General features: G+C 58.8%; 19 protein-coding genes. 7 read left to right on the forward strand and 12 right to left on the reverse strand.

Features of this window, described 5'->3' with window-relative positions:
- Positions 1–119: 119 nt before the first annotated feature.
- Positions 120–569, reverse strand: a complete 450-nt coding sequence (locus tag AKJ29_RS11520; protein ID WP_055191104.1) for an Lrp/AsnC family transcriptional regulator — start codon at positions 567–569, stop codon at positions 120–122.
- Between the two features lie 131 nt (positions 570–700).
- Between AKJ29_RS11520 and AKJ29_RS11525 the strand changes: the two genes are divergently transcribed.
- From AKJ29_RS11525 to uraH, 6 genes are all read left to right on the forward strand, one after another.
- A complete protein-coding gene (locus AKJ29_RS11525; RefSeq protein WP_055191028.1) occupies positions 701–1,846 on the forward strand; it encodes an amidohydrolase in 1,146 nt (381 codons plus the stop codon).
- Between the two features lie 11 nt (positions 1,847–1,857).
- A complete protein-coding gene (locus AKJ29_RS11530) occupies positions 1,858–3,051 on the forward strand; it encodes a diaminopropionate ammonia-lyase (RefSeq protein WP_055191030.1) in 1,194 nt (397 codons plus the stop codon).
- Positions 3,044–4,222: a M24 family metallopeptidase gene (locus tag AKJ29_RS11535; RefSeq protein ID WP_055191032.1), complete on the forward strand. Its 1,179-nt coding sequence runs from the start codon at positions 3,044–3,046 to the stop codon at positions 4,220–4,222. The genes AKJ29_RS11530 and AKJ29_RS11535 overlap by 8 nt, the downstream gene beginning before the upstream one ends.
- On the forward strand, positions 4,219–4,965 hold the full coding sequence (locus AKJ29_RS11540) for a maleate cis-trans isomerase family protein (protein ID WP_055191034.1): 747 nt from the start codon (positions 4,219–4,221) through the stop codon (positions 4,963–4,965). The genes AKJ29_RS11535 and AKJ29_RS11540 overlap by 4 nt, the downstream gene beginning before the upstream one ends.
- A gap of 170 nt (positions 4,966–5,135) precedes the next feature.
- Complete coding sequence (locus tag AKJ29_RS11545; RefSeq protein ID WP_055191035.1) at positions 5,136–6,143, forward strand: type I glyceraldehyde-3-phosphate dehydrogenase; 1,008 nt, start codon at positions 5,136–5,138, stop codon at positions 6,141–6,143.
- A 30-nt stretch (positions 6,144–6,173) separates the two neighbouring features.
- A complete protein-coding gene (gene uraH, locus AKJ29_RS11550; RefSeq protein WP_055191037.1) occupies positions 6,174–6,539 on the forward strand; it encodes a hydroxyisourate hydrolase in 366 nt (121 codons plus the stop codon).
- Between the two features lie 50 nt (positions 6,540–6,589).
- Here the strand turns inward: uraH and AKJ29_RS11555 are convergent, their stop codons facing one another.
- The 9 genes from AKJ29_RS11555 to AKJ29_RS11595 form a co-directional block, all read right to left on the reverse strand.
- Complete coding sequence (locus tag AKJ29_RS11555) at positions 6,590–7,135, reverse strand: biotin transporter BioY (RefSeq protein WP_055191039.1); 546 nt, start codon at positions 7,133–7,135, stop codon at positions 6,590–6,592.
- A 24-nt stretch (positions 7,136–7,159) separates the two neighbouring features.
- Complete coding sequence (locus AKJ29_RS11560; RefSeq protein WP_314732202.1) at positions 7,160–7,717, reverse strand: energy-coupling factor transporter transmembrane component T family protein; 558 nt, start codon at positions 7,715–7,717, stop codon at positions 7,160–7,162.
- A gap of 42 nt (positions 7,718–7,759) precedes the next feature.
- Positions 7,760–8,479, reverse strand: coding sequence for an energy-coupling factor ABC transporter ATP-binding protein (locus AKJ29_RS11565; protein WP_055191113.1), 720 nt, complete (start codon positions 8,477–8,479; stop codon positions 7,760–7,762).
- A 227-nt stretch (positions 8,480–8,706) separates the two neighbouring features.
- The gene (locus AKJ29_RS11570) at positions 8,707–9,357 is read right to left on the reverse strand and encodes an ATP-binding cassette domain-containing protein (RefSeq protein WP_235477483.1); all 651 of its coding nucleotides are present in this window, start codon (positions 9,355–9,357) and stop codon (positions 8,707–8,709) included.
- A 4-nt stretch (positions 9,358–9,361) separates the two neighbouring features.
- Entirely contained in the window at positions 9,362–11,062 is a 1,701-nt protein-coding gene (locus AKJ29_RS11575) for an ABC transporter permease (RefSeq protein WP_055191043.1), read from the reverse strand.
- A gap of 53 nt (positions 11,063–11,115) precedes the next feature.
- On the reverse strand, positions 11,116–12,324 hold the full coding sequence (locus tag AKJ29_RS11580) for an ABC transporter substrate-binding protein (protein ID WP_235477493.1): 1,209 nt from the start codon (positions 12,322–12,324) through the stop codon (positions 11,116–11,118).
- Positions 12,325–12,348: 24 nt separating this feature from the next.
- Complete coding sequence (locus AKJ29_RS11585; RefSeq protein WP_055191118.1) at positions 12,349–12,951, reverse strand: CDP-alcohol phosphatidyltransferase family protein; 603 nt, start codon at positions 12,949–12,951, stop codon at positions 12,349–12,351.
- Positions 12,952–13,114: 163 nt separating this feature from the next.
- Positions 13,115–13,984: a ParB/RepB/Spo0J family partition protein gene (locus tag AKJ29_RS11590; RefSeq protein ID WP_235477496.1), complete on the reverse strand. Its 870-nt coding sequence runs from the start codon at positions 13,982–13,984 to the stop codon at positions 13,115–13,117.
- Positions 13,985–14,213: 229 nt separating this feature from the next.
- Positions 14,214–15,599, reverse strand: a complete 1,386-nt coding sequence (locus AKJ29_RS11595; RefSeq protein ID WP_055191047.1) for an AAA family ATPase — start codon at positions 15,597–15,599, stop codon at positions 14,214–14,216.
- Between the two features lie 500 nt (positions 15,600–16,099).
- Here AKJ29_RS11595 and AKJ29_RS11600 point away from each other — a divergent pair, with 500 nt between their 5' ends.
- Complete coding sequence (locus AKJ29_RS11600) at positions 16,100–17,290, forward strand: replication initiation protein (protein WP_055191049.1); 1,191 nt, start codon at positions 16,100–16,102, stop codon at positions 17,288–17,290.
- Between the two features lie 21 nt (positions 17,291–17,311).
- Here AKJ29_RS11600 and AKJ29_RS11605 read toward each other — a convergent pair whose 3' ends face one another.
- Together AKJ29_RS11605 and gcvP are read right to left on the reverse strand one after the other, a co-directional pair.
- Complete coding sequence (locus tag AKJ29_RS11605) at positions 17,312–18,301, reverse strand: helix-turn-helix domain-containing protein (RefSeq protein WP_055191051.1); 990 nt, start codon at positions 18,299–18,301, stop codon at positions 17,312–17,314.
- Positions 18,302–18,372: 71 nt separating this feature from the next.
- Complete coding sequence (gene gcvP, locus AKJ29_RS11610) at positions 18,373–21,231, reverse strand: aminomethyl-transferring glycine dehydrogenase (protein WP_055191053.1); 2,859 nt, start codon at positions 21,229–21,231, stop codon at positions 18,373–18,375.
- Positions 21,232–21,242 lie beyond the last annotated feature (11 nt).

A 21,242-nucleotide genomic window follows, 5' to 3' on the forward strand; every position in this document is an offset into this window, starting at 1 on the left:
AAAACTTTAAACTTCGCCTCTGCGGCGGTCAGAAACTTTAAACTTTGGCATTTTGACCCGTGTGAAACTTTAAAGTTTCACACCGGCCGGATGTTCAGCCCCGCGCCGGCCCACACCCCTCACAGCACATCAAGAGAGGTCTTGACCCGATCCATCACCACCGCCGTTTTGAACCGGTTGATATTGCTCTCCTCAAAGAAATAATCCTGGGTGAAGGCCTCGTATTCCTTGATATCCTTCACCGTGAGGATCAGCACGAAATCCCCCTCACCGGTGGTATAATAACATTGCTGCACAGCGGGGGCATGGCGCATCTTGCGTTTGAACGCATCCAGCGAGGCGCGGTTCTCACGCTCCATCATCACCTCAACGATAATGGTCATTTCACGGCCAAGTTTTGCGGGCGACAGCACGGCGATCTCCTTTTCGATCACACCGCTGGCGCGCAGTTTCTGGAGCCGCTTCTGCACCGCGGGTGGCGACAAACCGACATCCTGTCCAATCGCCTCTGCGGTCATGCGCGCATTGCCCTGCACAAGGCGCAGGATCGCCAGGTCCTTCTCATCCATTCTGATTTCCATCACAGTTTTGCCAATTTGGTCTGAATTTTATCGCATATTGCCGAAATTGATACGCCATACCTCGTCTATTTTGCGGAATTCTGAACCTACCACAGCACGAGGACCCCCACGAGGACCCCATGGACGACTTCCATCGCCGCCTGACCGCTTTGCGACACGACCTTCACCGGCACCCCGAACTGGGTTTTGAGGAAACCCGGACCAGGCAGGTGATTGCAGACCACCTTCGCGCCCTTGGGATTGAGGTGGAGGAAGGTGTTGGGATCGTTGGTATTTTGCGCGCGGGACGGGGCAACCGGGCGATTGGGCTGCGCGCTGATATGGACGCGTTGCCAATCCATGAAACCACGCAACATGACCATGTTTCGACCACACCGGGGAAAATGCATGCCTGCGGCCATGACGGCCATGTCACCATGCTGCTGGGGGCTGCCGAGCGGCTGGCCCGGACCCCGGATTTCGACGGCACGGTGGTGTTCCTCTTCCAACCGAACGAGGAGCACGGGCTGGGCGCCAAAGCGATGATCGACGACGGCCTGCTGACCCGTCACCCGATTGACGAGGTCTATGCCATCCACAATCTTCCCGGCGCGCCACTGGGTCAGATCTCATCCCGGACCGGTCAGATCTGCGCCAGCGAAAGCCTGTTTGAAATCACCCTCCAGGGTCAGGGCGGTCATGCCTCGATGCCCCATACCGGCGTGGACGCAATCACGGTTGGGGCGGAACTGGTGCTTGCCTTGCAGACCATCGTGTCGCGCAAACTGGCACCCGGCGCCGGTGCCGTGGTCTCGGTGACCGAGTTCCTGACCGACGGGCAGCGCAATGTCCTGCCCGGACGGGCCGTTTTGAAAGGCGATGTGCGCGCCCGCCTCCCCGAAGACCGCGAGGCGGTGGCAGGGTTCATGCATCAGATTGCACAGGGCGTTGCCGCCACACATGGCGTCACGGTGGACGTTCAGTTCAACACCGAATTCATTGAAACCCTTAATGCCGAAGCCCCGACACAGGCGGTCTACCGCGCGGGCGAGGCCGCGGGCTGTGATGTGGTTCGCAACCGCCCCCCAATGAGCTTTTCCGAGGATTTTGCCCATTTCTCCGCCGCGGTGCCGGGATGTTTCCTGCTCCTGGGCAATGGCGAAAAGGGGCCGCATGGCCAACCGCTGCACGCCAGCGATTACGATTTCAACGACGCTCTGCTGCCCATTGGGTCAGAGTTCTGGGTGCAGCTGGTCCGCGACCGTCTGCCCCCCCGCACAGACTGAAAGGACATCTGATGCACAGCGCCTTCTCGACGGCATCCCTCCTCCACACCAAGGGCAATCCGCAGCCCGCCAAAGCGGCGTTTTCCGTTCTGTCAGAACAGGATTTCGCCGCAAGCTGGGCCGAGATCACCGCCTGGCCGGGCTATGCTCCGACCCCGCTGATCTCACTTGCCGGGCTTGCGCGCGAAATCAATGTGGGTGCAATCCACTATAAACACGAAGGACCGCGGTTCGGGTTGGGCAGTTTCAAGGCGCTTGGCGGGTCTTACGCCGCCTTGCGGGTGTTGGCACGTGAACTGTCCGCCCGGCTGGGACAGGAAATCACCCCCGCCGATATCCGCACAGGCCGCTATGCCGACGAGGTGAAAGACATCACTCTGGTGTCTGCCACTGATGGCAATCACGGCCGGTCGCTGGCCTGGGGGTGTCAGACCGTGGGCGCCCCCTGTCGCATCTATATCCATGCCGAGGTCAGCGAAGGGCGCGCCGAAGCCATGCGCGCGCTGGGGGCGGACGTGGTGCGCATCAAGGGGGATTACGACGAAAGCGTCCTGCTGGCAAAATCCGAAGCCGACGAAAACGGCTGGTTCGTGGTCTCGGACACCTCGTGGGAGGGGTATACCGAACCGCCCCGCGATGTGATGGCAGGGTATGGCGTGATGACGCGCGAGCTCTGCGAGGCCCTCGATCAGGCCCCGACCCATGTGTTTTTACAAGGGGGTGTGGGCGGGCTGGCCGCCTCGGTCGCAGCCGGATTGCGGCAGTATTGGGGGCAGGACGCGCCACGCGTGGTGATCGTCGAACCCGAACTGGCGGCCTGCCTGTTTGACAGTGCCAGGGCGGGCAAGGCCACCAATTTTGCCATTCAGCACGAAACCATCATGGCCGGACTGTCCTGTGGGGAACCTTCGGAAATGGCATGGGACATCCTTACGGAGGAGGCCAGTGACTTCCTGACCATTCCCGACAGCATTGTCGCACCAACCGTGCGTCTTCTGGCACGGCCCGAATTTGGGGATGAGGCCATCGAGGCCGGGGAAAGCGCCGTGGCGGGGCTGGCCGCCCTGATTGCGGCCCGACAGGATCCAGCCCTGTCCGACACACTTGGGCTGGACGCCCATTCGCGGGTGTTGTTTATCGGCTCAGAAGGGGTGACCGACCCGGATATTTTTGCAGCCATCATGGACGGGCAGGACAATGTCTGATGAATTGACCCGCGGCTTTCCTGAACAGGAGTTTGCCACCCGCACCGCAGCAGCGCAGGCGCGCATGGCGGAAACCGGACTGGCGGGGATGTTGCTGCTGAGCGAAGCAGAGCTGCGCTATTTCAGCGGGTTTCACACGCTGTTTTGGCAAAGCCCGACCCGCCCGTGGTTCCTGTTTGTGCCCCTTGAGGGCAAACCGATTGCAATCATCCCCGAAATCGGGGCCGCCCTGATGCGCCAGACCTGGGTTGAGGACATTCGCACATGGGCCGCCCCGGCCCCGGACGATGACGGGATCAGCCTGCTGACCGACCTTCTGTCGCCCCTTGCCGCACGGGGCGCAACCATCGGTGTGATGAAGGGCCACGAAACCGCCCTACGTATGCCGCTTGGCGATTACGAGCGGCTGATGGCGCAGCTCCCTGGTCTGCATATCGCCGATTGCACGGCGATTGTGCGCGGGCTGCGCATGGTGAAATCCGAACGCGAGATTGAAAAGCTCACCCGGATCTGTGCCATCGGGTCACACACATTCGCCGAGGTGCCCATGCTGGCCCATGAAGGCCAGGCCTTTGAGGACACGTTCCGCGCCTTTCGCCGCGAAGCCCTTTTGCAGGGCGCGGATGATGTGCCCTATCTGGTCGGTGGGGCCGATCAGGGGGGCTATCATGACGTGATTTCGCCCCCGTCCCGTCGCCCGCTGCAAAAAGGGGACATCATGATGCTGGATACCGGAATGACCTGGGACGGGTATTTCTGCGATTTTGACCGCAACTGGGCAATTGGTCAGGCGGATGATGCGTCACGCCGCGCCTATGATGTATTGTGGCGGGCCACCGAAGCCGGGATTGCGGCGGCCCGGCCCGGCGCCACCTGCGCGGATCTGTTTCATGCAATGCAGCGGGTCATTTCCGAACTGGATCAGAGCGGTGCCTCGGATGGCGATGTCGGCCGGTTGGGTCACGGGTTGGGAATGCAGCTGACCGAATGGCCCTCTCATGTGGCCTGGGACCAGACGGTGATCGAGGAAAACATGGTGCTGACGCTGGAACCCTCGCTGAGCTATGGCGATGGCCGTATCATGGTGCATGAAGAAAATATCGTAGTGCGGGCGGAGGGGGCCGAGCTGCTCTCTCACCGCGCTGCCCCGGAATTGCCGGTGATCTCATGAAACTTCCATTTGAAACCGACATGGGCATTGGCACCCAAGCCACCCTGGGCACCGTGGTCTTGGAAACGGACGAAACGCTGGAGCCGGAATTTGCCCGGATGGTGCCCCGCCCCGGTGTGGCGCTTTACCATACCCGCATTCCGATGGTGGCAGAGATCGCCCCGGACACATTGGCGAAAATGGAGGCAGACCTGCCCGCTGCGGTCCGGCTTCTGCCCCCGTCCCTGACATTTGATGTGATCGGCTATGGCTGCACCTCTGCCGCCACCGTGATTGGATCAGAACAGGTGGCAAAAGCGATCCAGACCGTGTTTCCCGGCGTGTTGGTCACGGATCCCCTTGCCGCCCTGATCGCCGCCGGGCGGAAAATCGGGGCAAGACGGCTTGGGTTTCTGACACCCTATGTGGCCAATGTCTCCAGCCGGATGCGCGGCAGATTGCAGGATGCCGGATTTGAGATCGCAGGGTTCGGCTCTTTCGAAGAAGGGCGCGACCCGGTGGTGGCCCGGATCAGCGAGGCCTCCATCCTGAACGCGGCGGTCACGGTTGCCAGAGCGCAACCCTGTGACGCGATCGTCATCTCCTGCACCAACCTGCGCTGCCTCGATATTCTGGACGAGATCGAGGCCCGCACCGGGGTAACGGCGCTTTCCAGCAATCAGGCCCTGGCCTGGCACATGCTGCGACTGGCCGGCGTGCAGGATCCCCAGATCGGGGCGGGCCGACTGTTTCGAGAGTTCTGACCGGTATCACATCTCGGCCTGTTTCATCCGCGCCATCAGGTTGGTTTTCAGCACAAATTGGTGAAACAGCGCCGCTGCCACAATCCAATGCGTCAAGCGCACGTTTTGCCCTTGCCCTGCCGCGCACAGTAGCGTTCTCTTTCCCGGATTACCTCTGCTGCGGAGTCCCCATGTCACCGACACGTAAAATCAGAATTGGCCTGAATGGGTTTGGCCGGATCGGCCGCTCGATCCTGCGCATCCTGCTGGCAGACCCGAGCGAGTTTGAGGTCGTTTTCATCAACGATATCGAGCCGTTGGATACCTGTGCCTATCTGTTCAAATATGACAGCGTGTTCGGGCCCTGGGCCGGCACGGTCGAAACCGGGCCGGAAGCGCTGATTGTCAACGGCCAGAGGATCCCGTTTCATGCCCATCCCGACATCAGCGTGATGGACCTGTCGGATGTGGATATCGTGTTCGAATGCACCGGCATGGCGGGCAAACGCGCCATGGCCGAGCGAGGTCTGGCAGCGGGGGCCTCTCGGGTGCTGATTTCCGGCCCCTCGGACGAGGCGGACATGACCGTGGTTCTGGGCGCAAATGATGCGGATATTGCTGACCACAAGATCATCTCAAACGCCTCCTGCACCACCAACGCACTGGCTCCGCTGCTGGCAGTGATCGACCGGGAGTGGGGGTTGATCGGTGGACACATGACCACGGTGCATTGTTATACCGGAAGCCAGCCAACCGTGGACAAACCCCGCGCCAACCCGGCGCGTTCGCGGGCCGCCGCCCTGTCAATGGTGCCCACCACCACTTCTGCACATCAGCTGGTCGGAAAAGTTCTGCCCGCGCTTGCAGGTAAAATTGAAGCCCGCGCCATCCGCGTGCCCACCGCCTCGGTCTCCTGCATTGACCTTGTGGTCGAAGTGGAACACGACATTCCCGAGGGTCTGGCCCGCGCCCGGCTGAAGGAGATTGCCCAGTCCAGCGCGGTGCTGGGATGGACCGAAGAGCCGCTGGTTTCGTCAGATCTGCGGATGCGCCCGGAAAGCCTGGTGATTTCAGGGCCTGAACTGTCGATCAGTCCTGGAGGGCTGCTGCGCGTCTTCGGCTGGTATGACAATGAATGGGGCTTTTCCAACCGAATGCTCGACATGGCGCGGCGGATGCGGCAGGGTATGGATTGTTGACAATCCATCCAACCATCGGGCGAGGATCCCATGACCGGCTATCTCACCACCCATGTTCTTGACACCGCACGCGGCTGCCCCGCCGAGGGCATTTCCATCACCCTGTTTCGCCTTATCGGGGATGCGCGGGAAGACATTGCTCAGGCCGTAACCAATTCAGATGGGCGGACCCACACGCCGATCCTGCCGCCTGACAGGTTTCAAACGGGTCAATACGAGCTGGTTTTCTCTTGCGGAGCCTATCTGCGCAAATCCGGGCAGGTCGGCGACTGGACCGGCGATGATCTGTTATTTCTTGATCAGGTGCCGATCCGTTTCGCCATGTCGCAAGAGGCACATTATCACGTGCCCCTACTGCTCTCCCCATACGGCTATTCCACCTATCGGGGCAGCTAAGCGTTTCCGGGCAGATCTGGGTCACAACTGCAACCGGAAACGCCTTTTGTTCAGCTGCGCGACAACACGCTGGCGGGACGCGCCCGGAACAGGGCCTGTGTCAGCAAGCCCGCGATCACCGCTTTCACGATATCCCCCGGCACGAAGGGCGCCATGATCGCCGCGGACGCTGCCACCCCTTTGCCCGTCACAAAGACAAATCCAGCAATGCCAAACGCATAGACCACCACGATGCCGCCAATCATGGCTGCCAGCCCCGCGACCACAGCCAGGTTGCCTGCGCGCATCTTTTCAACAATCAGACCGATGACAAATGCGCCGATCGGGAAACCCACAAGAAACCCAGCGGTCGGTCCGGCGAACACTCCAAACCCGCCACGGCCACCGGCCAGAAGCGGCAAACCGATTGCCACAAGCAGCAAAAACAGCAGCACCGCCAGCGCACCGCGACGGGCCCCCAGCACCGTACCGCACAACATCACCCCAAGGCTTTGCGCCGTGATTGGCACCCCGAACCCCAGCGCAATCGGCGGGATCAGCCCCAGCGCGGCAATCAACGCCGCAAACAGCGCAATCAAAGTCACATTCCGTTCCATAACCCTCACTCCTTCAGGATCGTATTATTTATTTGTGTCTGACATCTGCATGGCCTGAAACCCACCCCTTGCGCGCAAGGCATCGGCCACATGATCCGCATCATCCAGCGCCTGCACCGTAAAAGGTAGCACGATACGCCAGCCGGGCCGGCGGGTCGAACGCGCCTGCCACGCCATGCGCAACCCCTGCCCTTTCTCAACCAGAACCGGTGTGAAACGGATGACCAGAGCGATTGCGATTTCAAGCGCCTCCGCCCGCAGCCCAACCCGCCGCAACGGCCGGGTGATCCAGCGGATCACCGCAATGAAATCCGACAGGCGCGTGGTCATGGTGACAAGATTGGCCAGCCCGACCGCCGTCATCATCCGCAGAACGATCACACTGCCCGCCTCGTAATCTGCGGTGACCAGATGCCAGGCCGCCATCAGGGCCACAAACGGCCAGATCACCCGCACCGCGCGCCAGCCCGCTTTGGCAAATTCCATTCCGGGCAGCGCATAGAGCACCACCATCAGGGCAAAACCCGCCAGCTGCGGTGGGATCGTGCGCGCCGAGAAAAGGGCGACAGTTGCGCCCCCCAAAAGCGCCAGCTTAACCCCGGCGGGCCAATCATGTGGGGGGTCTTAATTGGCGAGGTCAGCGAGATCATTACTCTCTCCTTGCCGCGCCATTTCATCCAGATAGGCAGGCAGCAGAGTATCCGGCGCCCCCTGCCCCACCAAACGGCCCTGATCCAGCCAGATCACATCGTCATACCCGGTCAGGTCCTCTGGCGCATGGGTCACATGCAATAGGTGGCCATCATAGCGGGCAAGACGCCGTGTCAACTGTGCCCGAATGGGCAGGTCCAGACCGGAAAAGGGTTCATCAAGGATCAACCATTTCGGGCGCATCGCCAACACTGACATCAGGCACAAAAGTTGCTTTTGCCCCTGTGACAGCTGACTGACATGAGCATCTCGCCAATGTGTTACCTGATAGTCTGCAAGCCATGTTAGAGCCTGTTTTTCTGCCGCCTCCCTCGTCTCTCCCATCTGGGTCAGACCAAAACACAGCTCTTCCAGAACCGTGGGGAAAATAATCTGGTGATCCGGATTCTGAAACAGGATCCCAACAGCGGACAACGCCGCTTTGCGATTTTTGGAAGGAGAGATGCCGGCGACCCTGATTTCGCCCGTATCCGGGTCCAAAAGGCCGGCCACAAGGCGAGACAGCGTGGTTTTCCCGGACCCATTGCGCCCAACAACCCCCACGCGCCGCGCAGAGACCGACAGTGACACATCCGCCAGGATTGCCTTTCCATCGCGTGCATAAGATACGTCGTCAAACCGTATCCCGTTCATGGGCTGCTGCTGTTGCATGTGTTGCATCGGTCCCGAAAATCTCCCGGCCATCCACCGGATTCGTTCATTGGCAGGGTTTTACGCGCATCGCACCATAAATGCCGCAAGAAAATGCACCAACATCATTTGGGAAAACCTGGGCTGCGCATCAATCATTGAACACCCCTCAGATTGAGACCCCCCGTAATCAGCCTTGATGCACCAATGGATGAGTAGATCCGGGCAGGTTAGAGACTGTTTTTGGACGAATTCTCCCCTAAAACCACAAGCGACCCGGCGGCGGCCAAGGCATCCTCCCGATCATGGGTCACCATCAGAACAGGCAGGTTTTGCGACCTCGCCTGCTCAAACACAACTGCGCGGATCTGATGGCGCAAGGTTTCGTCCAGCCCTGAGAACGGCTCATCCAGAAGAAGGGCCCGCGGCCGTGAAAGCAGGACACGCATCAACGCCACACGTGCACGCTGCCCCCCCGATAGCGTCGCAGGATCGCGGTCTGCAAATCCTTCCAACCCAACTTGTGCCAGTGCGTGTTCTACCGTGGCCCTGCGCTGTTCACGCCGGCCTCCGGGCGCCAGACCAAACGCCAAGTTCCCGCCGACCGACAGGTGTGGAAACAACAGGGCATCCTGGAAAAGGATCCCAATCCGGCGCAAATGAGGAGGCCTGTCGGTAATGTCCTCTCCGTTCAATATGATCCTGCCGCGCAGATCAAAAGCCGGAGCCAAGGATCCGATCACGGCAGACAGAAGGGTCGATTTCCCAACCCCGGATGGCCCCATGAGCGTCAGCACCTCTCCGGGACTGATATGCCGGTCCAATGACACCAACGGCGTTTTATTGTGAGTGATTTCGACCCTATTCAGGCTCAATCCCATGGATTTATCCTTCATGTCGCAACCCCAATCTATTGCGCCAGACCAGCGCAGGGACCAACAGTGCCAGGGCGAAAGGCGCAAGCGCCACCACGGTCTGCAACAACGCAAACACACCAATCGCGCGACGATCGCCCCCGGATGACAGGGCCAGAGCTTCAGTTGTCAGGGTTTCCACCCGGCCGCCGCCCATCAGCAGGGTTGGCAGATATTGCCCAACCGAAACCGCCACGCCGACCGCAAGCGCCGTCAGGACTGGTCCCAACAGCATTGGCAGGCGGATCTGCCAAAACACCCGGTTCGCAGAAGCGCCAAGCGACGCCGCCACCAAAGCCTGCCGCTGATCCCATTGTCGCCACGGATCCTGAAGAGAAAGGCGCATGTAAGGCAACACAAAGACCAGATGAGCCAGCAGCACCCCTGCCCTGCCCGTCTCGATCCCAAACGACAGCATCAAGGTCTGTAAGCCCGGCAGGAACGCGGTTTGCGGCACCAGAAGCGGCAGATACAGAAGCCACATCCCACGGCTGCTCAGACGTTTGCCCTGACGCTCTTCTGCTTCAAGGCATCCTATGGTCAGAAACAGACCCAAACTCACCACAATTCCGGCAATCAAAGCGGTTTCAAGCGTGGCATTCAGGCTGCCCGTGGCATGTCGTTGCCAGCTGCGCAGGGTAAACTGGTCCGGCAACAGGTCAGGAAAGGTCCAAAACCCAGCAAATGACCAAACCAACATTCCCAACAGGCCCAGCATGAGCCACAGAACGACGCTGAACGCCAAGAACAGCCCTCCACCCCGTGCGGCACCATCCACCTCAAACCGAACGCCACGCGCCACCAGAAGGCCACAGAGACCCGCCAACACCCGTTCCAGCCCCCACCATAGGGCGAGCCCCCCCAGAACCAGCCCAAATTGCAGCAATGCGCCCGCAGCGGCGCGCAATCTGAACGCCAGATCGGGGTCCGACATCCAGCGCACAATCTGAACAGAAAGGGTGGACGGCGTGGAAGGCCCAAGGATGACCGCAACGTCAACCACAGACATGGACCATGCCAGCACAACCAAAACCGGCAGTCGAATCCGTTGATAAATGGCGGGGAACACAGCGATCAGCCAACCTGCGACACGCCCATAGCCCAGGGATTGCGCCACAATCAGCCGCCGGTCTCCCCCAACCTGGCCCAACGCAGCAATGGACATCAACAACAGGAACGGAACTTCTTTCATCACCATTCCCGCGATCAGCGAAAGCCCCGCCGGGTCCTGCAGGATCAACAGATCCGGCGGTCGCTCCCACCCGGTCAGACCGGGTGAGATCAGTCGAAACACCCAACCGGATGGCGCAATGAGGAACGCGAACCCAAAGGCTGCTGCCGCATGCGGCACCGACAGTAATGGCGAGAGCGCGCGTTCAACCCAGGCAAACCATCGGGTGCCCGACCACCCCGCGAGAATCAGCGCCACAATGAGCAGTGACAAAGCGGCTGCCGCAAAACCGGTGGTCAGAGACAGCCAAACCGATGCCCCCAACCCCGGCCAGGCCAACAGGTCCCGAAACGGCTCGGTCGATGGGCCGACATAGCCTGCGGCGGGCAGATGGCCAAAAGCGGGTAGGACCACGCCATAGAGTCCGGCAAAAACCGGGCCAAGCAGCACCAGAAGGGTCAAGCCCGGTAAGACAGACAATAGGCTGGCTCGGTTTGACATTCACGCTCCCGACTGACGCATATCAGTCCCTAAACAGGCGAATAGAGACAATTTTACTGCGACACACCGTAACGGGTTTGCCAGTCTTCCGAAATGCGCGTCATCCAGCTCGGATGAGGTTCAGCCTGCGCTTGCCCCAACTCTTCCGGCGACAAGGTCGCAATCCCCAAATCGAGGTCGGCAAACCGGGCTTTATCAGCATCAGACAACGCTGCAACATCCAGCACCGTGCCATATCCAAGCACATTCGGATCCTGGGCTCGGGCCTGCGCTTCTGGGCTCAGCAGAAAGTCGGCCAGAACCATGGCCCCTTCCTTGGAACCGGAATTATAGGGAATTGCCACGAAGGAGGCATTGCCAATGGTACCCTTTTGCAGGACGAATGTGCGGACCGTGTCAGGCAACTCATAGTTTGCAATGGCTGTTGACGCCGCACCTGGGCTGAAGGAAATCGCCAGATCCAGCTCTCCGTCATTGATCAGCTGGATTTGTCTGGTTCCGTTGGGAGGATACGCCCTGCCCTCGCGCCACAGAACCGGAGTGAGCTCTTCCAGATATGCCCAAAGCGGTCCGGTTACGTCGGCATAGGTTTCATCCGACATCGGTTGCGACAACAACGTGGGGTCTTCGATCAGGTCAACCAGCATCTGTTTGAGAAACGTGGTTCCCAGAAAGTCAGGCGGTTGAGGATAGGTAAATCGACCCGGATGCGCTTTTGCCCACTCAAGGATCTGCTTGGCCGACAGCAAAGGCGCATCGATATCTGCAGTGTCATACATGAACACGACCTGCGCCATCGCCCAAGGACTTTCATATCCTTCAACCGGAACGGTGAAATCGGTGCGTACCGTTTTGCCCTCAACATCAACATACCGCCAGCCGGGAAGCTGTTCGGCAAAAGGCCCAAACAACAGGTTTGCTTCTTTCATCGAAGCAAAATTCGCACCATTGATCCAGATAAGATCAATCGCACCATCATCGTCCTTACCCGCCTGTTTTTCCACAAGCACCCGCGTCACCGCATCCGCCGTATCGGTCAACTTCACATGTTCAACCGTCACCCCATATGCTTCCTGCACCCGCTGGCCCGCCCAGGCAATAAACGCATTGGTCGTCGGCGATCCGCCCCAGGCATTCCAATAGACAGTTTGCCCCTCAGCTTTTTGGAGCACGTCACTCCAGTTGCCCGGATCTGTGTCGGCCTGCGCAGAGAACGGGACCAACGCCCCGAAAACGGCTGCCTTCAACATTGTTTTGATCATGGTCTCTCCATCTTTCATATCAGGTCAGAACAGTTTGGACGCGCCAAATACGCGCAACCCGGCCGTGAGGAAGCAAAGGATACCGAACCCCCAGGCCAAAACCGGGAAAATTGCTGGGAAGAGGCAAAGAATTGCAAAAAATGCAATAGTTTCAGTGCCTTCTAGAACTCCATTGGAGTAATATAGCGTTTTCACACCTTGCGCGCGCGTCTCTATGCCAGCTTTGGCCGCCAGAATGGCATATCCAAGAAAGCTGGCGCCATTGGCATAGAAGGACAAAAGCAGAAAGGCCCCAGCAGAAGCGTTGGTCGCGGGGTCCGCAAGGACAAATGCGAACGGAACAGCCCCGTAAAAAACAAAGTCGCAAACGATGTCGAGATAGCCTCCAAATGCGGTCGGCCCGCGTGTTCGAGCCACCGCACCGTCAAGCCCATCCGCCAGTCGAGAAAGCAACATGAAGACAAGAGCAACAGAATAGATTTGCGCAACGATAAGGCCGGCAGCAATCAGCCCCAACCCAAGCCCAATCAGGGTCACCATATTGGCAGAGATACCCAACGCCGCCACGCCCTGCCCCATTTTATTCAACGGAGGATCAATCAGTTTTCGCATGACACGGTCGAGCATCAGTTTCTTGTTCATCTTGTTGGTTTCGGATCTCGTCACCATCCGGTCTAGGAGGAATAACGCCCTTGGTCCATTGCGCAAACAGAAACGTGAGAACTTGTTAAAACGGCAAGTCCGGTCCCGCGGGCCTGAGACACAGGAAGGTTTCGCGGCGAAACCTCCTTCAGTCCGAGAGGAGTGCTGTAAGTTCAGCAGTCAGAGCCTCTATAATGGCTTCGTCCACACCAGCCCCTTCCAACCGAAGAAAAAATCCGCTGGCATCTTTGCCGGACTTTATGACCACAGGCTCCCCACGGCGAAGAGCCTTGAACCGATCTTTGGCGGAAACTGCTTTTCGTGAATTTTTCGGACGCCCCCCTCGAGTACTGTCTTTTGGGCCTTCTTCCGCCGCTTCAATCACCGGCAACAGAGCTGACCATTCCTCCTCAGCAGAGTGCAGCTCTCCATGGGCAAGGCGCTCACGCAAGGCTTGAACATGCCCCATGCGCAAGGCACCCGCTAGACGCAGCCCCTGCTTCTCCGTCAGTTCCGACGCAAACAACATCAGGTCACCCATCTCTTCAAAGACATGTGCAAACGAACGCACCTTCGATCGCTTTGCTTTGGACGCCGACGCAAACAAGGCGGACACTGCGTCCTCAACAGTCTCAAATGCGCCCTTTTGGGTCGAAATCACGGCAATTCTTCCGCGCTCAAAGTGGCTCAGCTGTGAACGCACCTCGTTTTCTTCGACCATGGCGACAAATGCGTCCGGAACAGTCTCTATGGGCTTGATTAGAGCCTTAACTGTCTTGAATTGATCCCGCCCGGTTTCAGCAAGGAGATCTTTGACTGCCAGGACACGCCTAAACCCGGAAACAACGCCAAAACGGTGAGGGTTGCTTGCGTCGTTCAACTCGTAAAGCTCTACGGGCAGTCGAAGCCCATTGGCCGAAATCGAGGTCTTCAGTTCCTCAAGCTCAACTGGGTCGATATTCACGCGATCCCTGATCATATCCTCAAGGTCGATCTTACTCAGATCAACCTCTACCATGACAAGACCTCGCCCTCGGGCGACCCGAAGCTCGTCAGCATCTGCGGCGTCTTTCGCAATTTTTTCCCGCGATGCCGTATCCAGAACGGGGCTTTGACCAGCCGCGTCCGCCGCCACTTGGGCAATCGGCGCCATGGCACCTTTCATGGGGGTTTCGCGGCGAAACTCTTGCTCCAGCCTATCCAGATCAGCTGCTGAAGGGGCTTGTAGTTTCCGTCGTTTTGCCATCTCAAACCTCCTCAGCGTCATTCATTTGAAGATCTCGCCACCAGCAACCTAGGATCAGTTCCTTCACCTCGGCCCATGTGCGATCAAAGGTTTCCCGGCCCCGCACATATGTATCCCGATTAAACTCTCGGTAATCAGCCTCATAAATCCCATTCACTTGCTCACCAGCCTGCCCGACCATCGCCGTAACTTCCTGACGATAGGTGGTCATGAAATCCCCGAAATAAGCCTGGATGACATTTGCCAGATCTGTCTGCTGAGCCGCATCAAACCTGGTGATCAGGGCGCGGACCGCATCCCATTCAAAGCGGACCTCCTCCAGCCCATGCTGACGTCGCATGGCATTTTCTCCCTCTTCGATTGATGCAAAGGTGGAATACAACATGTCAAAAAACCGGCCCGTAGAGTCGAATTCTAGAAAAGACGCGCCGAGCGGGATCAACAGAATATCGGCGGCCGCCAAGGCATTGATGGTCAGATATCCTAGGGCGGGGGGGGTATCCAGGATGATCAGGTCATATTGAGAGAGCAGGTTTTCACTCTCCAGAAAACCAGTCAAGGCGTCCCAAAGCGGCCAGGAGCGCAGTTGCATCCGCCAGACCGGCACCTGAAACTCAGCCCAATACAGGTTCAATTGGGCGCCGATCAGATCGATATTTGGCCAATGGGTGCTTTGAATAACGCGCGTGGCGTCAAATTCCAGCGCCTCCTTGAGTGTCTCGTCAAGTGGTAGGGTAGGGTGCCCGGCAGCGGCACGCACCTTGTTCTCTTCTTCCAAGAACTGGGCATAGTGCTTTGCCATGAGCGGAAAAGCGGTTTGCCATTCATCCTCAACCTGACCGCCCATGATCGACGTCATCGACCCCTGACTGTCGAGATCAATGACCAGAACCTTATACCCGTCCAGCGCTGCGGACATGGCCAGATGCGCCGCGGTTGAGGTCTTTCCAACACCGCCTTTGAAATTCGCAACCGCCAGAACTTTTGCGTCCAATCCTTCCGGGCGCCATGGGCGGTATTCACGTGTCGACACACCTTCTGCGGCGAAATAATCGCGCAATGTCAGAACGTCGGATAATGTGAACCATTTTGAGCCACCATCGCCTTCTCCTTGTGGGAGTGACGGGTTTTGTTTCAGAACTCTTCGAAAATGCGCGGGAGCAACTGGAATGAGGTATTTGCAAACTTCCCAGGTTGAAAACTTACGTAGCCGTTTTCGGCCATCCGGCGCATAGCCCCGCTTGGCCAAATCATCCCGACCACGCGCGGCAAAGCTGGCAGCCTTTGCAAATCTTGCCGTGTTAATTGGTTCGGAAAGTTTGCCTGCGGCCTCTTCTGGGTTAATGTTGAAATACGGAGGAGGAGGTGTTTGAGCTGCTCTAGCCATGGCTTTTCCCATATGTGCGCTTTTTCTGCATTTATTGCGTAAACCATATGACATGACGGTTGCAATGAAAACATCCGATTGGAAAGGGAAGGGTTTCGTCACGAAACCATAAATATTGGCAACAACAATGCTTTATTTTTTTTAAGGTATTTAGAATCTTTCGGGCATAAAACAAACGCAATTCCAAAGGCTTAACTTCATTAGGGGACCTGCTTACAGGAGTAAAGGAACCCTTTGACAGGATCAGGGGCACCAATACCCGTGTTGGAGAGGTCTGATTCGCAGGGAGAAGGGGCCCTGCCTCCAGTTTCTGAGGATAACTCACGCTTTTTGTGGATAACTGGGGTAAATGGGCGCGCCGCAGTCCCGTGTATGGGTACCTAAAACTCCCAAAGGTACCTGTTTCCGGTCCCGCAGAACTTCGCAAAGGAACCCGCTGCCGACTTGTCATAAGGTGCCTATCATGCGATTGTTGGCCAGTTTCAAAGAGGTCGAGCAGAATGGACCCGATTCCCAAAGACCGCCTGACAGGCGCATTACGGCGTGAAAGCGTCAAAAAGAACGTGGCAGCAATCCACGTATCCGGCAAGTTGTCTCTGTTGCAGCGAAAGCTGTCCAACGTGCTGTTGCTGAATGCCTATGATACGTTGACCTCTCAGGCCTGCCACAGGATTGACGCCCGAACCCTGTGCGCGATGATTGGGTATAACTCAAACGATTTCGATACTTTGAAAGCGTCGTTGCGCGGATTGGCCGAGACGGTTGCGGAATGGGATATGCTGGACGAAGCGGGGCGGCAGGAATGGGGCGTTTCGGCGTTGCTGTCCTATGCCAAGCTGAAAGGGGGGGTCTGCGAATATGCCTATTCCCCTGCGTTGGCAGAGAAATTGCATGACCCCAAGGTGTTCGCCCTCATAAACCTGAATATTCAGCGGCAGTTTACCGGCGGGCATGCGCTGGCGCTTTATGAGAACTGCTTTCGCTTTGTGAATACCGGGTCAACCGGATGGTGGACGCTGGAGATCTTTCGCCGGCTGATGGGGGTGGATGACAGTGACTATTACAAAAGTTTCAAACACCTGAATGCCAAGATTATCAAACCCGCCGTGGCAGAGGTGAACAAGGTCAGTGACATCATCGTCACGCCGGAAATCCGCAAGATGGGGCGGGCGGTGACGGACATTCGTTTCCTGATCAAACGCAACCCGCAGCTGACCATTCTGGATATTGATGACGGCAAGGGGCTGCGCAACACGGCGACCTATGACCGCCTGACCAGGCTTGGTGTGAGTGATCGCCTGGCGCGCCAGTGGATCGGCCAGCATGGCGATGTTTATGTGTCAGAGAAGATTGATCTGGTCGAGGCGCGGGATGGGGTGAAAAGCCCGGTCAAATACCTGTCGGCCGCAATTACCGAGGATTACCAGCCACCGGAAACCGGGCAGGGCAGGGCGGTCACGCCACAAACGCGCGCCCGCGGGGCCCGGATTGGGCGTGTGCTGGAGGTGGCCAACAAGCGTTCCCCTACACAAAAAGACGCTGATCGCCGCCTGTTCATGAGCCAATTGTCCGACCCGGATGCGCGGGATGATTTTGAACGGCATGGATGGACCTCGGCATTGAATGTCGAGGCGATCTTTGCCTTTTGGGAAGATATGGTGCCTGGCCTGTTCGAGGATCTGAGCAGCTGACCGAGATTGGGGGCGCTGCACTCAGGCGGCTGATGCGGTGTAAGAGGATTGTCGCAACGCGCAGGGCGTCACCTCATACACGGTGCGGAACCAGCGGGTCAGGTTTGATGTTGCGCCAAACCCCGTGGCAATAGAGATTTCACGCAGCGGCATGCTGGTCAGCGTGATCAGTTGATGCGCCCGTTCAAGCCGCAGGTTTCGATAGACGGCAAGGGGCGTTTCCCCGGTCAGGTCCATGAAACGGCGCTGCAACTGCCGGGACGAAATATTGTGCCGCTCCGCCAGTTCTTCGATCGCCAAGGGTTGCTCCAGATCCGCCTGCATCGTGTCCAATGCCGCGCAGATCAGGCGATCACCCCCGGATTTTTGGCGGATCTTCAGGGCAAATTTGCTCTGGCTGCGCTCAAAGCCGGTTTCCAGCCCGATATAGTCGCCCAGAGCGCCCGCCACATAGTCGCCGTGACGATGGGCAAATTGTTTCAGCAACAGGGTCAGGGCGGCAAAGCTGCTGATGGCGCTGTCGATGCGGCCGGAAGAGGCGTATTTCATGCCGATATCACCGCAGATCAGGCCTTCCTCTTCCGCGGCGGCGAGGAAATTTGGGTGAATGGCCAAGGGCAGGTCAGAGGCCTGACCGGACTGGCACAGAAGAAAGATGGCACCGCCAACGAGGACAGAGCGCCCGGAAAGGCGCAGGATCTGTTGGGCGCGGCCACGTTCCTCGCGCGAAAAGGACCAGCGAGACCGGATATCCCCCAGAAACAGGACGGTCCGGTCGCGCCAGTATAACGGGTCACTTGCGGGGCTGTCGGTAAGCGTATGGGTATCGACAACATATAGGCTGTTCGGCGCCAGATCATTGGCCGCCGAAAAAAGGTCGTTGAACATCTGGGCGCTGGCCGCGTTTGCGCGGGCCGGCAGGATAATGTTCACGTGATGCATGGTCAGGTGGGCCGCGGGGGCGGGCAGGGCGGTCTCATTATCGAGAGCGGCGGGAGAAATCTGGTTCATTTCTGTCTCCTGCTTGGGGTCAGACCCCGCCAGCGAACTGGCGGGGCAGAGTGTTTTGGACGTGCCAGGCCTTACTCGGCGGCGTCTTCGTAGGCCTCCATCGGGGGGCAGGTGCACACGAGGTTACGGTCGCCATAAGCGTTGTCCACGCGGTTGACCGGGGACCAGTATTTGTCGACCCCCAGGGACCCGGCCGGGAAACAGGCTTCTTCGCGGGAATAGGGTCGATCCCAGTCCCCCACCAGATCGCGCACCGTGTGCGGCGCGTTTTTCAGCGGGTTGTTTTCCGCGTCGATCTTGCCGTCGATGATGTCCTGCGCCTCACCGCGGATCGAGATCATGGCGTCGCAGAAACGGTCCAGCTCGTCCTTGGGTTCCGACTCGGTTGGTTCCACCATCAGCGTGCCCGCCACCGGCCAGGACATGGTCGGTGCGTGGAAGCCGCTGTCAACGAGGCGCTTGGCGATGTCGTCCACGGTCACGTGGCCCGCTTCGTCCAGCGGACGGGTGTCGAGGATGCATTCATGCGCGACCCGGCCCGTTTCCGAGGTGTAAAGGATCGGGTAGCTGTCCTTGAGGCGCGCCGCGATATAGTTGGCGTTCAGGATCGCCACTTTTGTCGCTTGCGTCAGGCCAGCACCGCCCATCAGCAGCACATAGGCCCAGCTGACCGGCAGGATCGAGGGCGAACCGAAGGGTGCGGCGGAAACCGGTCCAATGGCATCGTTCAGCTCTGGGTGGCCGGGCAGATAGGGTTCGAGATGTGCACGCACACCAATCGGACCCATGCCGGGGCCGCCCCCACCATGCGGAATGCAGAAGGTTTTGTGCAGGTTCAGGTGGCTCACGTCACCGCCGATCTTGCCCGGTTGGGCCAGCCCGACCATGGCGTTCATATTGGCGCCGTCGATATAGACCTGACCGCCAAAATCATGGGTGATCTGGCAGACCTCCTGCACGGTTTCTTCAAACACGCCGTGGGTGGACGGGTAGGTGATCATGCAGGCGGCCAGCTGTTCGGAATGTTCCGCAGCCTTGGCCTTGAAATCCACCACGTCGATATTGCCGTTCTCATCCGCTTTCACCGGCACAACCTTGTAGCCCACCATCTGAGCGGTGGCCGGGTTGGTGCCGTGGGCCGATGTCGGGATTAGGCACACGTTGCGGTGTCCCTCCCCACGGGCCTCGTGGTAATTGCGGATGGTCATGAGCCCCGCATATTCGCCCTGGGCGCCTGAGTTCGGCTGCATCGAGATCGCGTCATATCCGGTGATCTGGCACAGCTTGTCGGAAAGATCCTCGATCATTTCCTTATACCCAAGCGCCTGATCTTCCGGCACAAACGGGTGCAGGTTGGCAAATTCGGGCCAGGTGACCGGGATCATTTCGATCGTGGCATTGAGCTTCATCGTGCAGGACCCGAGCGGGATCATCGCGCGGTCAAGTGCCAGGTCACGGTCAGCCAGACGGCGCATGTAACGGGTGATCTCGGCCTCGGCCCGGTTCTTGTGGAAGATCGGGTGGGTCAGATACTCGCTTTCACGCAGCGCATAGTCGGGCAGGCGATAGGCGCGGTTGGCGACACTGTCGTCTTTCTTGTCGATGCCAAAGGCCCCCCAGACCGCTTCGATGGTCTCGGCGCGGGTCTGTTCGTCAAGCGAAATGCCGATGCGGTCGTCGCCCACCTTACGCAGGTTCACGCCACGGGCCACGGCGGCCTCCATCACGGTTTTCTGCAGAGGGCCAACCTTGATCGTGATCGTGTCGAAGAACACGGCCGGATCCACCTTGAAGCCGTGCTCTTCCAGCCCGGCAGCGAGGCGCGAGGTCTTGCGGTGCACCGATTGTGCAATCGCCTTGATCCCGTCGGGGCCGTGGTAAACGGCATACATCGACGCCATGACCGCCAACAGTGCCTGGGCGGTGCAGACGTTGGAGTTGGCTTTTTCGCGGCGGATATGCTGTTCACGGGTCTGCAGGGCAAGGCGATAGGCCTTGTTGCCGCGACTGTCGATCGACACGCCGATGATCCGGCCCGGCATGGAGCGTTTCAGCTTGTCACTTGTCGACATATAGGCCGCGTGCGGACCACCATATCCCATCGGTACACCAAAGCGCTGGGTTGAGCCAATGGCGATATCGGCCCCCATCTCGCCGGGAGATTTCAAAAGCGCCAGAGCCAGAATATCCGCAGCGACAATTGCAATGCCCTTGTGTTCATGGATTGCGGTGATCTCGGCGGTGAAATCACGCACATGGCCGTAGGTGCCGGGATATTGGAAAATGGCCCCGAAATAGGCGCCGGGTTCCAGCTCGTCCGGGTCGGCCACGGTCACGTCGACCCCCAGCGGCTTGGCGCGGGTCTTGATCACTTCGATGGTTTGGGCGTGGCAGTTGCGGTCGACAAAGAAAGCGGCGGCATTCGATTTCGACTTGCTGGCGCGTTTCGCCATTGCCATGGCCTCGGCCGCGGCGGTGGCTTCGTCCAGAAGCGAGGCGTTGGCCACGGGCAGCCCGGTGAAATCCGAGACCATGGTCTGGAAGTTCAGAAGCGCCTCAAGGCGGCCTTGGGAAATCTCGGGCTGATAGGGGGTGTAAGCCGTGTACCAGGCCGGGTTTTCCAGAATGTTACGCAGGATCGGGGCAGGCGTGGTTGTGCCATAGTAACCCTGACCGATCAGAGAGGTCAGAACCTTGTTCTTGTCCGCCACCTGTTTCATGTGGAAAAGCGCGTCGCGCTCGGTCATTGCATCCCCCCAGTCCAGCGCATCTTGCTGGCGGATGGAGGAGGGCACGGTGGCGTCGATCAGCTCATCAAGGGTTTTGAAGCCGATCACTTTCAGCATGTCGGCCATCTCTTGCGGCGATGGGCCGATGTGGCGGCGATTGGCGAAATCATAGGCTTCGTAGTCGGTCAGTTTGAAAGCCATGCTGTGATCCT

This window comes from Aliiroseovarius crassostreae, assembly GCF_001307765.1.
Taxonomy (GTDB): domain Bacteria; phylum Pseudomonadota; class Alphaproteobacteria; order Rhodobacterales; family Rhodobacteraceae; genus Aliiroseovarius; species Aliiroseovarius crassostreae.